The organism is Pseudomonas sp. R28(2017) (genome assembly GCF_002112505.1).
In the GTDB taxonomy this organism is placed as follows: Bacteria; Pseudomonadota; Gammaproteobacteria; order Pseudomonadales; family Pseudomonadaceae; genus Aquipseudomonas.
In genome coordinates this window covers 93,483-106,702 of the sequence record NZ_NEHW01000001.1, presented here as the reverse complement: position 1 = coordinate 106,702, position 13,220 = coordinate 93,483, and the positions used below count along the sequence as shown (strand labels likewise).

Annotated in this window: 12 protein-coding genes; 2 read left to right on the top strand and 10 right to left on the bottom strand. The window is 61.1% G+C overall.

Annotation, left to right across the window (positions count from 1 at the left end; all coding sequences use genetic code 11):
* Positions 1–71 precede the first annotated feature (71 nt).
* Together CAF78_RS00450 and CAF78_RS00445 are read right to left on the bottom strand one after the other, a co-directional pair.
* Positions 72–989 (bottom strand): DMT family transporter, encoded by a 918-nt coding sequence (locus CAF78_RS00450; protein WP_158090036.1) that lies wholly within the window; start codon positions 987–989, stop codon positions 72–74.
* Positions 990–1,002: 13 nt separating this feature from the next.
* On the bottom strand, positions 1,003–2,088 hold the full coding sequence (locus CAF78_RS00445; protein ID WP_085677844.1) for an NAD/NADP-dependent octopine/nopaline dehydrogenase family protein: 1,086 nt from the start codon (positions 2,086–2,088) through the stop codon (positions 1,003–1,005).
* 347 nt (positions 2,089–2,435) lie between these two features.
* Here CAF78_RS00445 and CAF78_RS00440 point away from each other — a divergent pair, with 347 nt between their 5' ends.
* On the top strand, positions 2,436–3,350 hold the full coding sequence (locus CAF78_RS00440; protein WP_085677845.1) for a DUF808 domain-containing protein: 915 nt from the start codon (positions 2,436–2,438) through the stop codon (positions 3,348–3,350).
* Between the two features lie 133 nt (positions 3,351–3,483).
* Here the strand turns inward: CAF78_RS00440 and CAF78_RS00435 are convergent, their stop codons facing one another.
* A complete protein-coding gene (locus CAF78_RS00435) occupies positions 3,484–5,427 on the bottom strand; it encodes an LTA synthase family protein (RefSeq protein WP_085677846.1) in 1,944 nt (647 codons plus the stop codon).
* Between the two features lie 151 nt (positions 5,428–5,578).
* Between CAF78_RS00435 and CAF78_RS00430 the strand changes: the two genes are divergently transcribed.
* Positions 5,579–5,890: a hypothetical protein gene (locus CAF78_RS00430; RefSeq protein WP_085677847.1), complete on the top strand. Its 312-nt coding sequence runs from the start codon at positions 5,579–5,581 to the stop codon at positions 5,888–5,890.
* Between the two features lie 66 nt (positions 5,891–5,956).
* On the opposite strand, the gene CAF78_RS00425 is transcribed toward CAF78_RS00430, so the two are convergent.
* The 7 genes from CAF78_RS00425 to puuE form a co-directional block, all read right to left on the bottom strand.
* Positions 5,957–6,739, bottom strand: a complete 783-nt coding sequence (locus CAF78_RS00425) for an outer membrane protein OmpK (RefSeq protein ID WP_085677848.1) — start codon at positions 6,737–6,739, stop codon at positions 5,957–5,959.
* Between the two features lie 352 nt (positions 6,740–7,091).
* On the bottom strand, positions 7,092–7,877 hold the full coding sequence (locus tag CAF78_RS00420) for an outer membrane protein OmpK (RefSeq protein ID WP_085677883.1): 786 nt from the start codon (positions 7,875–7,877) through the stop codon (positions 7,092–7,094).
* Positions 7,878–8,021: 144 nt separating this feature from the next.
* Complete coding sequence (locus CAF78_RS00415) at positions 8,022–9,377, bottom strand: nucleobase:cation symporter-2 family protein (protein ID WP_085677849.1); 1,356 nt, start codon at positions 9,375–9,377, stop codon at positions 8,022–8,024.
* Between the two features lie 214 nt (positions 9,378–9,591).
* Positions 9,592–10,920 (bottom strand): urate hydroxylase PuuD, encoded by a 1,329-nt coding sequence (locus CAF78_RS00410; RefSeq protein WP_085677850.1) that lies wholly within the window; start codon positions 10,918–10,920, stop codon positions 9,592–9,594.
* Between the two features lie 45 nt (positions 10,921–10,965).
* Entirely contained in the window at positions 10,966–11,469 is a 504-nt protein-coding gene (locus tag CAF78_RS00405) for an ureidoglycolate lyase (protein WP_054884133.1), read from the bottom strand.
* A 50-nt stretch (positions 11,470–11,519) separates the two neighbouring features.
* A complete protein-coding gene (gene uraD / locus CAF78_RS00400; RefSeq protein ID WP_085677851.1) occupies positions 11,520–12,035 on the bottom strand; it encodes a 2-oxo-4-hydroxy-4-carboxy-5-ureidoimidazoline decarboxylase in 516 nt (171 codons plus the stop codon).
* On the bottom strand, positions 12,035–12,961 hold the full coding sequence (puuE, locus tag CAF78_RS00395; protein WP_085677852.1) for an allantoinase PuuE: 927 nt from the start codon (positions 12,959–12,961) through the stop codon (positions 12,035–12,037). The genes uraD and puuE overlap by 1 nt, the downstream gene beginning before the upstream one ends.
* Between the last annotated feature and the right edge of the window lie 259 nt (positions 12,962–13,220).

The window sequence follows — 13,220 nt, the reverse complement described above, 5'->3', positions numbered from 1 at the left end:
CTTTGACGCTGCAAGCGGGAATGTTAGCAAAGAACCGTAGGACAGAGCACCCGTCGTCGGATTGGCACTGTTCATGGTGGTGGCCGGGTGGTGGTGTTGGGCCGCTTGTTGAAGGCGGTGATGCAGTGAAGGCTGAATAGGATCACCACTGTGCCTAGCCAGAACCCTGTGTTGGGTATCGTGCTCCACAGCAGCCAGTCAGCCAACGCTGAAAGAATGACATTGATGAAGATGAAGGGCGTAATTTCGCTGATTTCCGCCAACGCCAGGGCTTTGGTGAGAAAAAACTGGAAGCCCAGGCCGAACACGCCAACGCCAAGCAGGAGCATGGCCTCGTAGGCTGACGGCACGGCCCAGTCGGCGCTGTAGGTCAGTGGCAGAACGAGTGTTCCGCTCAGGTAGAAGTAGAAAATCACGTTCAGCGCGGAATGCCTGCGGGTCAGTGACTTTACGCCCAGGTAGGCGAGGGCGGCGAGGGATGCGCCCAGTAAACCGGTGAGCAGGTAGGGTAACGGCAGCTGACGGGTATTGGCATCCAGCAGCACGATGCAGACTCCCAAGAAGCCACCTGCGGTGCAGAGCAGCGTCACCCATGAGGTTTTCTGCCGGTAGAGGATGAGCACGAACAGCGGGGCAAAAAGAGCCGATGTGTTGGCGAGCAGGATGGCGCTCGACAGCGGCAGGTATTTGAGGCTGTAGAACATGAACAGCATGCTCGCCAGGCCGGCACCGTTCCGCAGAAGACTGGCGCTGCGATCATGGATCCGCCAGTTGAATTTCGGCCCCCTGAGAATCAGGGGGGCTGTGAGCATCAAGCCGATGAAAAAACGGAAGAACAGCGTTTCGTCGGGCGCAATGCCCTGGTCGGAGGCCAGTTTGACCAAGCTGCTCATCATCACGATGCTGACATAGGCCATCACCATGTACAGAATGGCTTTTGGCCTGTCTTGGGCGGGTTGCGAAGGATGCTTGGCGGGAACTGAAGTCATGGAAGTCACCGTGTCAGTTGCCATGCATCAACATATGGTGAATTTCGCTGACGCTCATGCCCTCAAGAAAATCCTCGGCAAGATTTCGCCCGTTGGAAAAGAAACGGCTGCCGGTCAGCATCGATGCCAGGTCGATGAAGGCTTTCATGACGTCGGACTGATACCGGGCATGCTGGCCAAGGCTGTACCAGGGTAGCATCACATACGGAATGTCCTGGGTGAGATAACGGGTGTTGATCGACGGCGGGCAAAGTTTCAGGGCATTGTGGACCGTGGACTGGGTGAAGAAGTCATGGATACTGGTGAAGTCATACCCATAGAAACTGTTCATGTTTTCCAGGTAAGTGGGTAGTTGCAGGCCGAAGCGCTGGCCAATGCTGATCCGGTCGTTATCCAGTGCCTGGATGAGGTTTGCGGTACTGGTGCTGATGCCTTCCTTGTAAAAGTAGAATGACGCCTGGCCTTCACCAATGCGGCCGGCGTTGGTGATCATGATGGCGGGGTGGCTGATGGCGCTGGTGATATTGAGGCCAAGTTCCAGGACTGATGTGCTGGCGCTCAGCTTGCACGGGAAACTAGCCGCCAGCCTGGCCATGATGAAGGGCGTGCTGTGGCCGGGCATTGCTGCCAGTTGCATCGACTGCTTGATTTCGATGATCTCCACATGGCCGGGGCGATGCGCCCGGCAGGCGTACGGCAGTGAAGCGGTATCTGCTATATGAATGGACGGTGGGTGCGGGTGTTGCCTGAGTTCCCTGTACAAGTAAAGTGCGCTGAAGTTGCCGGCTAGCGAGACGACGATCTGGTTGTCGACCAGAAATGGCAACATCTTGCGAAACTGCGGCAAGTGCGCGTGGGTTGGCAGGGACAGATAGATGATGTCTGCGCTTCGCACGGCCAGTTCGATATCGGTGGTCAGGGCGGTGAGCGTGGTTGTTGCCTTGACCTTGCCCGTGAGCGTGATCGTGTTGGCATGGATGCCATGCAGGTCGCCGGGATGTTGTTCATCTGCATAGAGTGTGATCGAGTGGCCGAGCAAGGTGAGGTGCGCGGCCAGCGCCTGGCCGCCATGGCCGCAGCCGATGATGCTTATGTTCACTGGATTGCTCCGTTTGTCTAAGGTGAGGGCAGCGGGTTGCGCGAGTGATTCTAGGTTTGCCGGCCGAAGGCGTGATTAGGCGCAACTCTCCTGAGGTGTGGTCCCGTTCCTTTTGATCTGTAGTTCGTTTGCGGCTGGCCGCGACCGGGCGCGCTTTCGCAAACTGATCAAGGCCGGTTCGGTCAGTCAGCAGACCTTCGATACCCGGGCCTCCAGCACGCAACAGCAAGCGAGTACGCGAGCAGTGCCTGCGTGATGCCCAGGGCCGGCAGTGCCAGGGCGGTGGCTGGGCACCTTGAACGGCGCGGGGTATGCTGCGGTTTTTGAACCGTAAGGAAGCGTTATCCATGGCCGCAAGCAGTCTGCTGGTATTGATCGACGACATCGCCACGGTGCTCGACGATGTTTCGGTGATGACCAAGGTCGCGGCAAAGAAGACCGCAGGCGTGCTGGGCGACGACCTGGCGCTCAATGCCCAGCAGGTCACCGGCGTGCGCGCCGAACGCGAGATCCCGGTGGTGTGGGCGGTGGCCAAGGGGTCGCTGCTGAACAAGGCGATCCTGGTGCCCGCGGCGCTATTGATCAGCGCGTTCATCCCCTGGGCGGTGACGCCGCTGCTGATGCTCGGCGGCGCCTACCTGTGCTTCGAAGGCTTCGAGAAGCTGGCGCACAAGTTTTTGCACAGCAAGGAAGAGGACGACGTGCAGCACGAGGCGCGCAAGCAGGCCGTGGCCGATGCCACTGTCGACCTGGTGGCGTTCGAGAAAGCCAAGATCAAGGGCGCGGTGCGTACCGACTTCATCCTTTCTGCGGAAATCATCGCCATTACCTTGGGCATCGTCGCCGACTCGCCGTTGACCCAGCAGATCGTCGTGCTGTCGGGCATTGCGGTGGTCATGACCATCGGCGTGTATGGGCTGGTGGGCGGTATCGTCAAGCTCGACGACCTGGGGCTGTGGCTGACCCAGAAGTCTTCAAGCCTGGCCCGTGCGGTCGGTAACGGCATCCTGCGCGCCGCACCCTACATGATGAAGAGCCTGTCGGTGATCGGTACCGCCGCGATGTTCCTGGTCGGCGGCGGGATTCTGGTACACGGCGTGGCACCTTTACATCACGCGGTCGAAGCGTTCAGCGAAGGGCGTGGAGGGGCGCTGACCAGCGGCCTGCTCAATGGCGTGGCCGGTGTGCTGGCCGGGGCCGTGGTGCTGGCGGTGGTGGCTGCTGCGGGGAAACTGTGGCGCAGGGTGCGCCCGGCCAGCTGAGGTTTTATGGCCGGGGCTCAGCCCCGGTTCGCGGGCACGCCCGCTCCCACAGGAAACGCGTATGCCCTGACTCCGGCGCTGAGCCTGTGGGGCTTGCCCGCGAACACCGGCACAGCCGGTGCATCCATCGCGATCAGTTTTCGCTCGTGACGCTCTGCTGCTCCGGCTTCCAGGCCAGCAGGCCCTGGCTGAAGCCGTAGGCGGCGCTCTGGTAGTAGGCAATCGCCCGGCGGATCAGCGGGTTGTCACTGGCGACCGTGGTCTCGTGGCTCTTGCCTAGCGCGTCCTCATGCACACGCATGCCGCCGCGCGGGCTGAGAATGGCCAGGTTGTTGCCGTCGAACAGCCCCAGGTGCTGGTAGTTGCCGATCAGCACCCGTGGCGGCAGCTCGTCCTCCTTGAGCAGGTCGCGGCCGAAGAAGGTCGAGGTGTAGTCGAAGTTGAGCAGGCCCAGCAGGGTCGGTGCCAGGTCGATCTGGCTGGCCAGCTTGGCGTCTTCGCGAGGCTCGATCATTTTCGGTGCGTAGATCCACAGCGGGATCTGGTAGTTGTTCACCGGCAGGTCTTCGACCCCGGCGCTTCCGGCCGTGTGGTCAGCGACAAAGACGAACAGGGTGTTGTCGAACCACGGCTTGCCCCTGGCGTCATTGAGGAACTGGGCAATGGCATGGTCGGTGTACTTCACCGCGCCTTCGCGGCCATCGCCTGACGGGATGTCGATGCGGCCGTCCGGGTAGGTGTAGGGGCGGTGGTTCGAGGTGGTCATCAGTTGCAGGAAGAACGGCTTCTGCTGGGCGTGATCGGCATCGGCCAGCTTCAGGGCCTGCCGGTACAGGTCCTCGTCGGCCATGCCCCAGGCGTTCTTGAAGCTGATTTCGCTTTCGGCGACGCTGCTCTGGTCGACGATACGGTAGCCGTTGCCGCTGAAGAAAGCGTTCATGTTGTCGAAGTAACCGCGCCCGCCGTAGACGAACACGGCGTCGTAACCTTTGGCGGCCAGTTGCTGGCCTAGGCTGGCGTAACCGCTTTCGCGGCCGATGCGCTTGACGATGGAGCGGCCCGGGGTCGGCGGGATCGACAGGGTGATGGCTTCCAGGCCGCGGTCGGTACGGGTGCCGGTGGCGTAGAAGTTGTTGAAGTACAGGCTCTCGCGGCGCAGGGCGTCGAGGTTGGGCGTCAGGTTGCGCGGATCGCCATTGCTGCCCATGTACTTGGCGCTGAAGCTTTCGATGGTCACCAGGATGATGTTCGGGGTGCGCTGTTCACCGTTGGCACTGATGTGGCGGCGGATGTCCTGAGGTTCCTGGCCCTGGAAGCGGGCATTGGGTTCGGCCAGTTCCTGGTGCATCTGCGCGCCGACTTCGCCGGCGCCGAGGCTGGCGTAGAACTGGGTGTAGTCCAGCTCGTTGTTGCGGAAGGCGGCGAAGAACTGGTAAGGGCCGTTGCTGGCCAGCTCGCGCTGGTAGGCATTGCCGCCCTGGCCGCGCGGGAACTGCTGGTCGATCACCACGATGTTCAGGCCGACCAGCACCGCCAGCACGGCCAGCCCCGCCAGGCGCTGGCGCAGGGTGCTGGCGGGGCCGGTGAGGGCCTTGCCCAGTGGCTTGCGCAGCACCAGTGCGAGCAGCACCGCGGCCACCGCGATGCCGCTGAGCAGCGCCGGCAGCGGGTAGGACTCGCGGATGTTATCCAGCACTTCCTTGGAATAGACCAGGTAGTCGACAGCGATAAAGTTGAAGCGTACGCCGAATTCGTCCCAGAACAGCCACTCGGCCACGGCGACGAACAGCATCACGAACAGGCTGACCACGAGCAGGCCGCCAAGCAGCCAGTGGTGGGCACGCGAGCGCCACAAGCTGTTCGGGCACAGCACCAGGTACACACCCAATGGCAGGGCTGTGTAGATGAGGAAGCTGAGGTCGTAGATGGCCCCGTCGAAGAAGATCGAGAAGTAGTTGCCACTGACCTCATAGAGGTGAGTCACCAGCAATATGAAACGTGTCAGCAGGAAGATGCCGAACCAGGTTGAGCAAAGTAGCAGCAGATAGCGCCATGGCGCGGCGAGTGGAGTACGCATCAAGTTGGCCTGTTATGTTTCTTGGGTTGTGCGAGGTCAACTAGTCTATTCGAAAAATTGCAAAAAAATGTCAAAAATTTGCGATGCGTGCGGCAAGTGTATTTATAGTCATGGCTTGCCAACTCAGACTTGATCGGGAGGAGCATCCCCCATGTTCGGTGTACTGACTTACGACGCTTACCACCTCGCTCTCTACTTGCTCACGGCGCTGGCCTGGGGGGCGTTGGGCTTTGGCTTCCTGCTGCGCGGCGCCGACGCGCAGGCCCTTTACAAGTGCTGTGCGATGTTCGGCCTGGCACTGGCAATCAATGGGGGAGTGCTGGTGCTGGATATCTTCCGGGTCATCCCGCATTACGAAGTAGAGTTCATATTGCTGGTGTTTGGCATGTTGGTGCCGGCGGGGATGTTTTTGACTTTTAAGGCAGCTTTATTTTTAAGTAAGAAAAGTCTGAAAGGGCTGTAATCTTAAGCTTACAAACTAAAAAAGTGACGGCGCCGTCAGATAACGGCGCTGTCACGTTTCAGCCGATCAGAAGTGCACTTTCACCAGGAAACTCATGGTGTTCTGGTCGGTGGTGAAGGCATCGCTGTCCTTGATGCCGTACTTGTTCTTCCAGTAGTCGTACTCGACACCCACATACAGCTGCTTCTCGCCCAGGTGCAACGCCTTGCCGAGGTCGTACTTGATCTGTGGGTTGAAGTGCAGGTTGGCGTGGTAGGTGCCGTGACGGTTCTCGTCGTTGTCGACTACCCAGTCCATGAAACCATCGATCAGCACGTCGGAGTCGCCGACAGGAATGGTGTAGGACCATACCGGGGTGATCTGCCAGACGTTGTCGCCGGCGCGGCTGCCATCGGTGGTGCGGTTATAGAAGTTCAACTGGAAGTAGTCGAAGCCTGGGATGTTCAGGTCGAAGCCTGGGCCGATCAGGTACGACTCGGTGTCACCCTCGCCAAACTCGTAGGTCATGGCCAGCAGCACGTCCTTGACCGGGCCGAACTCGACTTTCTGGTCGAAGATCTTGTTGAACGACAGGCGCGGGCTGATCTCGCCGTAGTAGGTGTTCGGGCCGTTGCCGGCGTCTTTCTGGCCCTGGTAGAAGATCTTGTCGACGAAGAGGAAGTTGTCGCCGTACTTCCAGCCATCGGCGTGCTCGAAGGTGACCGTCTGCTGGATCGCCGGGTTGACCTTGAAGTTCTTGCCCCACAGGTAGGTCAGGCTGTTGTTCTGCCACTGCAGCAGGTCGCCGGCGAAGGTGGTGCCGCAGGCCAGCAGGCCGCCCGCGAGAATCAGGCTATTGATGGTACGCATTGCGAGTGTCGCTCCCTTGATTGATCTGTTGTCAGCGCTCGTACAGGCGCTTTTTTGTCTTTTGAGTCAGCTTTTTTCGATTGGCCACAGTTGTTTGGCAAGAGCTGCGCCAACTTTTCGGGGTTAGCTGCTACCTTCCTGCTCGACTCGTTCTGAACGGATGAAAATGGGTGTTTCAGGCTGGCAACACGTTGGCCAACCGCCCGAATTCATTGACTGAGCGGTCAGTAAACGCAGGCAGAATCCATCCTGCCCTGATCGAGGGGGCGCGCAGATTACTGGCTTGCGCGCCGCGCCTCAAGTGCTCCGTCCTGGAGCACAGTGATTCAAACCTGGGCGTTCGATCAGGTTTTCAGAAATGTACCTTGATCAGCGCGCTGGCGACACTCTGGTTGCTCTCCAGGTTGCCGCGGCTGTCGATGCCGTACTTGTCCTTCCAGTAGCTGTACTCGAAGCCGACGTAGAGCTGCTTGGCACCGAGGTTGAGGGCCTTGCCCAGGTCGTACTTGACCTGCGGGTTGAAGTGCAGGTTGGCATGGTAGGTGCCCCGGCTGTTCTGGTCGTTGTCCGGGACCCAGTCCATGTAACCGTCGATCAGAATGTCGGATTTGCCGACCGGGATGGTGTAGGACCAGCCGGGGGTGATCTGCCAGACATTGTCACCGGGGCGGCTGCCTTCGGTGTTGCGCACGTAGAAGTTGAGGGTGAAGTAGTTGAAGCCGGGGATGTCCAGGTCGAAGCCGGGGCCGATCAGGTAGGCCTCGTTGTCGCCTTCGCCACGTTCGTAGGTCATGGCCAGGAGCACGTCCTTGACCGGGCCGAAGGCGAGCTTCTGGTCGAAGATCTTGCCGAACGACAGGCGTGGGCTGAATTCACCGTAATAGGTGGTCACGCCTTTGCCGGGGTCGGGCTTGCCGTTGTAGAAGATCTTGTCGACGAACAGGAAGGTGTCGCCGTACTTCCATTTGTTGGCGTGCTCGAACGTGATGGTCTGCTGGATGTCGGGGTTGACCTTGAAGTCCTTGCCGTACAAGTAGGTCAGGCTTTCGCCATGCCACAGCAGCCATTCGCCTGCATGGACGGGGAGGGTGGCCAGCAGGCTGCTGCCCAGCAGCAGGGACGAGGTGATGCGCTTCATGTTGTGATTCCCGGACTTATTGTTTTTGTTGGCGGTTTTTTCGGCGCGCAGGCGCCCCGAACGGCCCATTCCGGCGGGCCGACGGTGAAGCGGTTACTGCGGAAAGTGAGCAGGGGCGGCCAACTGCGCCGCCCCGCCCAGGGCTCAATGCTGGTGGCAGGCGTCGTTATGCACGGCGCGCTCGGCACCACCAAGGATGTTGAACAGCACGTTGAGCACCAGGGCACTGACCGTGGCCATGGCGATACCGCTGTGGGTGATGGGTTCCATCCACTGCGGCATCTGCGCGAAGAACTCCGGCTTGACCACAGGGATCAGGCCAAAGCCGACGCTCACCGCCACCAGCAGCTGGTTGCGGCGGTCGCCGATGTCGGCTTCCTGGAGGATCTTGATCCCGGTGGCGGTGACCATGCCGAACATGGCGATGGACGCGCCGCCCAGTACCGCGGGCGGGATCGAGGCGATCAGGAAGGCCGCCTTGGGCAGCAGGCTGAGGACGATCAGCAGTGCACCCGCCATTACCGTGACGTAACGGCAACGTACGCCAGTCATCTGCACCAGGCCGATGTTCTGGGCGAACGAGGAGTGGGTGAAGGTATTGAAGAAACCGGCGATGAACGACGCACCGGCATCGCACAACAGGCCGCGACGCAGCATCCCGGGGGTTACCTCGCGATCAGTCACCTTGCCCAGGGCGAGGAACATGCCCGTGGACTCGACGAAGATGATCACCACCACCAGGCACATCGACAGGATCGGTGCCAGGCTGAAGGTCGGCATGCCGAAGTGCAGTGGGGTGACCACTTGCAGCCACGGCGTGTCGCTCAGGCCAGACAGGTCGACCATGCCGATGGAACCGGCCAGGATGTAGCCCAGGCCCATGCCCACCAGGACCGAAACGTTGACCCAGAAGCCGCGCATGAAGCGGTTGATCAGCAGGATGACCGCCAGCACCAGACCGGCCACCAGCAGGTAGATCGGCGAACCGAAGCTTTCTGCGTCCTGGCCGCCACCGGCCCAGTTGACGGCCACCGGGAACAGCGACAGGCCAATCGAGGTGATCACCGTACCGGTGACCAGCGGCGGGAAGAACCGTACGACCTTGGACATGAACGGCGCGATCAGCATGCCGAAGAACCCGGCAGCGATGGTCGCGCCGAAGATCCCCTGCAGGCCTACGCCCGGCATGCCGGCCATGGCCACCATGCTGCCGACGGCAGCGAAGCTGGCACCCATCATCACTGGCATGCGGATCCCGACCGGGCCGATACCGAACGACTGGATGATGGTGGCGACGCCGGCGACCAGCAGGTCGGCGTTGATCAGGAAAGCGACTTCTTCACGGGACAGACCGGCGGCCTGGCCGATGATCAGAGGGACGGCGATCGCACCCCCGTACATCAGCAGCACATGTTGCAGGCCAACCAGGATCAGTTGGAACAGGGGCAGAGGCTGTCGCGGCGGCGCAACTGGGATGTACGCCTTGCGTGACTCGGACATGCAGCACCTCGAGTTTTGTTTTTATTCTCGGATCCAAGCGCCAGTCGCACGCGGCAGGCCCGCTGAAGGCAGCCTGGGGTTCCCGCACGCAGTCGAACGCTCGATGCTTGCTTGTTGCATGAATCTATAAGGGCGAGGCCGGGGGTACCGGCCTCTTCGCGGCGCAAGGCCGCCCCCGCCAGGGCGCGCGGACGCCCTGGCAGGAGAGGGTGGATCAGTTGACTTGAGCGCCTTTGGCGATCCAGTCACCGACGAGCTTGCGCTCTTCGGCGGTCATCTGGGTGATGTTGCCCAGCGGCATGATCTGGCTGGCGACCGCTTGCGCCTGGATGCGCGCGGCCTGGGCCTGGATCTGCTGCGGGGTGTCGAACATCACGCCGGCAGGTGCGGCGCTGAACAGCGGGCTGGTCGGCTTCGACGAGTGGCACACGCTGCAGCGTTCCTGGATGACTTTGTGGATCTTGTCGAAGTCACCACCTGCAGCCTGTGCGGTCGCCTGGGCCGGGGCCTCGGCTGGCGCGGCTGGGGCTTCGGCGGCCTTGGTGGCTTCCTCGGCGCGCAGCTCGGCGGCGGTCTTGCCACCGACGGCGGTGGCTGGCAGTGGCTGGTACTCGACCTTCGCTGCCGCCTGCTCAGGGCTTACCGCCATCGGCTTGGGACCGGTGACATAGGCCAGGCAGATCATCGCCAGGGCGCCGACCGGCAGGGTCCAGGCGTACTTGTTGCTGTCGTGGCGGGTGTTGAAGTAGTGGCGGATCAGAACCGCGGCTACTGCGATACCGGCCAGGATCAGCCAGTTGTACTGGCTACCGTAGGTGCTCGGGAAGTGGTTGCTGATCATGATGAACAGCACCGGCAGGGTGAAGTAGTTGTTGTGACGCGAGCGCAGCAGGCCTTTGGCCGGCAGTACCGGGTCCGGCGTCTGGTTGTTCTCGATCGCGGCCACCAGCTGGCGCTGGGCCGGCATGATGATGCGGAACACGTTACCGACCATGATGGTGCCGATGATCGCGCCGGTGTGCAGGTACGCACCACGGCCGCTGAACACCAGGCTGAAGCCGAAGCAGGCAGCGATGATCAGGACGAACAGCACGGCACCGAGCAGGGCAGGGTGCTTGCCCAGCGGCGAGTCGCACAGGAAGTCGTAGATGAACCAGCCGGCGACCAGCGAACCGATGCCGATGGCCACGCCTTCGGCACCACTCAGGGTGCTGCCGGGTGCCAGCAGGTACAGGCTCGGGTTCCAGTAGAACACCACGCACAGCAGGGCGATACCGGACATCCAGGTGAAGTAGGCTTCCCATTTGAACCAGTGCAGGTTCTCGGGCATTTTCGGGGGTGCGAGCTTGTATTTCTCCAGGTGGTAGATACCACCGCCGTGAATCGCCCAGAGATCACCCGACAACCCATCGCGCGGGTTGCTTCGGTTCAGGTGGTTCTCCAGCCAGACGAAGTAGAACGATGCACCGATCCAGGCGACACCGGTGATCATGTGAACCCAGCGAATGCTCAGGTTCAGCCATTCGTGAAGGTGTGCTTCCACAGTATGTACCTCTGCCGATCACCGTGAACGATGACCGACCTTTTCTTATTGGTGGGGATTGAGGATCAGCATCTGTTCCTCGGTGAAGTAATGCTCATCGCAGTTGTTGCCAGAACCACTGCGATCAACCACCAGGAAATCATCCCGCTTTTCGATCGTCAGCACCGGGTGGTGCCAGACGCCGCGATGGTAATTGACGCCCTGCCTGCCATTACTGCGGAAGGCTCGGACCAAGCCTGATACAGGTGCATCGCCAACCGGCGCGACCACGATCAGAAAGGGGTTGCCGAGCAGCGGGATGAAAGCCTGGCTGCCCAGCGGATGGCGTTCCAGCATGCGCACGGTCAGCGGCATGTCCTGCGCGTCGGCGCGGAAGATGCTGATGATCGCCTTGTCTTCAGGCTCGGCGGTCTCGACCGTGGCGAGCTTGTGAAAGCGCATGGTCGAGCCGTTGTTGATCATGAAGTGGTCGCTGCCATCGGTTTCGATCACGTCTCCGAATTCGGCGAAGGCTTCTTTGGTCAGGGGCTCGATCATCAGGGTGCGCATGCGGTTATCTCTTCTATTGTTCGTTTTTCTGAATGAGTTTCGGCTGTTGCTTACAGCTGCAGCAGGCGGAACAGGGCGATCAGGTTGATCTGCGCCAGGGCTTCCTTGAATTCGGCATCGGCATCGTTGTGGATGCGTTTTTCGAAGGAGGCGAGGATCTGGTGCCGGTTGCTACCTTTTACCGCCATGATGAACGGGAACTGGAACTTGGCCTTGTAGGCATCGTTCAGCTCGGTGAAACGGGCGAACTCTTCGGCGGTGCACTGGTGGATGCCGGCGCCGGCCTGCTCGTTGGTGCTCGATTCGGTTAGCTCGCCCTGGATCGCGGCCTTGCCGGCGAGGTCCGGGTGAGCGTTGATCAGCGCCAGTTGGTCGGCGTGGTTGGCGCTGAGCAGGATGTCGCTCATGCGCTGGTGCAGCGCCTCGATCTCGTCCAGTTCACCCAGCTGGCCCAGGTCGTAGGCTTTTTCGGCAACCCACGGCGAGTGCTCGTAGATGTCGGCGAACACCTTGACGAAGGCGTCACGGTCCAGGGTGGAGGGCTTGAGGGTGTTGAAGGCGGTCATCAGGCGTTCTCTTTCTTGTACGGGTGGGTGGCGTGCCAGTGGCGGGCGATGTCCACGCGACGGGCGAACCAGACCTGCTCGTGGCTCTTGGCGTAATCGACGAAGCGCTTGAGCGCGGCCAGGCGCGCCGGGCGGCCGACCAGGCGGCAGTGCAGGCCGATGGACAGCATCTTGGGCGCTTCGGCGCCTTCGGCGTACAGCACGTCGAACGCGTCTTTGAGGTACTGGAAGAACTGCTCGCCGCAGTTGAAGCCCTGCACCTGGGTGAAGCGCATGTCGTTGGTGTCCAGGGTGTACGGGATCACCAGGTGCGGCTTGCCGGTCGGGTTGTTCGGTTCCCAGTAGGGCAGGTCGTCGTCGTAGGTGTCGCTGTCATAGAGGAAGCCACCTTCCTCCATCACCAGGCGGCGGGTGTTCGGGCCGGTGCGGCCGGTGTACCAGCCCAGCGGGCGCTCGCCGGTGAGTTCGGTGAGGATGCGGATGGCTTCGAGCATGTGCTCGCGCTCCTGGGCCTCGTCCATGTTCTGGTAATCGATCCAGCGGTAGCCGTGGCTGCAGATCTCGTGGCCGGCTTCGGCCATGGCGCGGATCACGTCGGGGTGGCGCTGGGCGGCCATGGCCACGGCGAAGATGGTCAGCGGGATGCCGCTGTCCTTGAACAGCTTGAGCAGGCGCCAGACGCCGGCGCGGCTGCCGTACTCGTACAGCGATTCCATGCTCATGTTGCGCTGGCCCTGCAGCGGCTGGGCAGCGACCATCTCGGACAGGAAGGCTTCGGACTCTTTGTCACCGTGCAGGATGTTCCGTTCGCCGCCTTCCTCGTAGTTGAGGACGAAAGACAGCGCGATGCGAGCGTTGCCCGGCCATTGCGGGTGAGGAGGGTTGTTGCCGTAACCGATCAGGTCGCGAGGGTAGTCAGCGCTCACTGCAGTCTTCCTTCTTGTGTGTTGGTGCGGGGTGGGCGGGCCGCGTCGGGATGTCGCACCACCGGATGGGCTGATTGTATACAACTTCTGAAATCTTTTGTAAGCCTGTTTTTCCGCATTTCTTCCCTTTTGTCGCATGAGAATGCGTTGCAAGAAACCTGCCTGTTTGGTCAATTAATGATGTTGGGCTCTGCACGGGGCCTGTATTTGCGACTGGTGGCCGGTTTGCCGGGGCTGCGACGGAAGGGATTAAAAAATT

Excerpts from the sequence above, each read along its gene's own strand:
- CAF78_RS00415 (WP_085677849.1), bottom strand. The coding sequence starts at position 9,377 with ATGTCCGAGTCACGCAAGGCGTACATCCCAGTTGCGCCGCCGCGACAG.
- CAF78_RS00430 (WP_085677847.1), top strand. The coding sequence starts at position 5,579 with ATGTTCGGTGTACTGACTTACGACGCTTACCACCTCGCTCTCTACTTG.
- CAF78_RS00420 (WP_085677883.1), bottom strand. The coding sequence starts at position 7,877 with ATGAAGCGCATCACCTCGTCCCTGCTGCTGGGCAGCAGCCTGCTGGCC.
- uraD (WP_085677851.1), bottom strand. The coding sequence starts at position 12,035 with ATGACCGCCTTCAACACCCTCAAGCCCTCCACCCTGGACCGTGACGCC.
- CAF78_RS00450 (WP_158090036.1), bottom strand. The coding sequence starts at position 989 with ATGACTTCAGTTCCCGCCAAGCATCCTTCGCAACCCGCCCAAGACAGG.
- CAF78_RS00405 (WP_054884133.1), bottom strand. The coding sequence starts at position 11,469 with ATGCGCACCCTGATGATCGAGCCCCTGACCAAAGAAGCCTTCGCCGAA.
- CAF78_RS00425 (WP_085677848.1), bottom strand. The coding sequence starts at position 6,739 with ATGCGTACCATCAATAGCCTGATTCTCGCGGGCGGCCTGCTGGCCTGC.
- CAF78_RS00440 (WP_085677845.1), top strand. The coding sequence starts at position 2,436 with ATGGCCGCAAGCAGTCTGCTGGTATTGATCGACGACATCGCCACGGTG.
- CAF78_RS00435 (WP_085677846.1), bottom strand. The coding sequence starts at position 5,427 with ATGCGTACTCCACTCGCCGCGCCATGGCGCTATCTGCTGCTACTTTGC.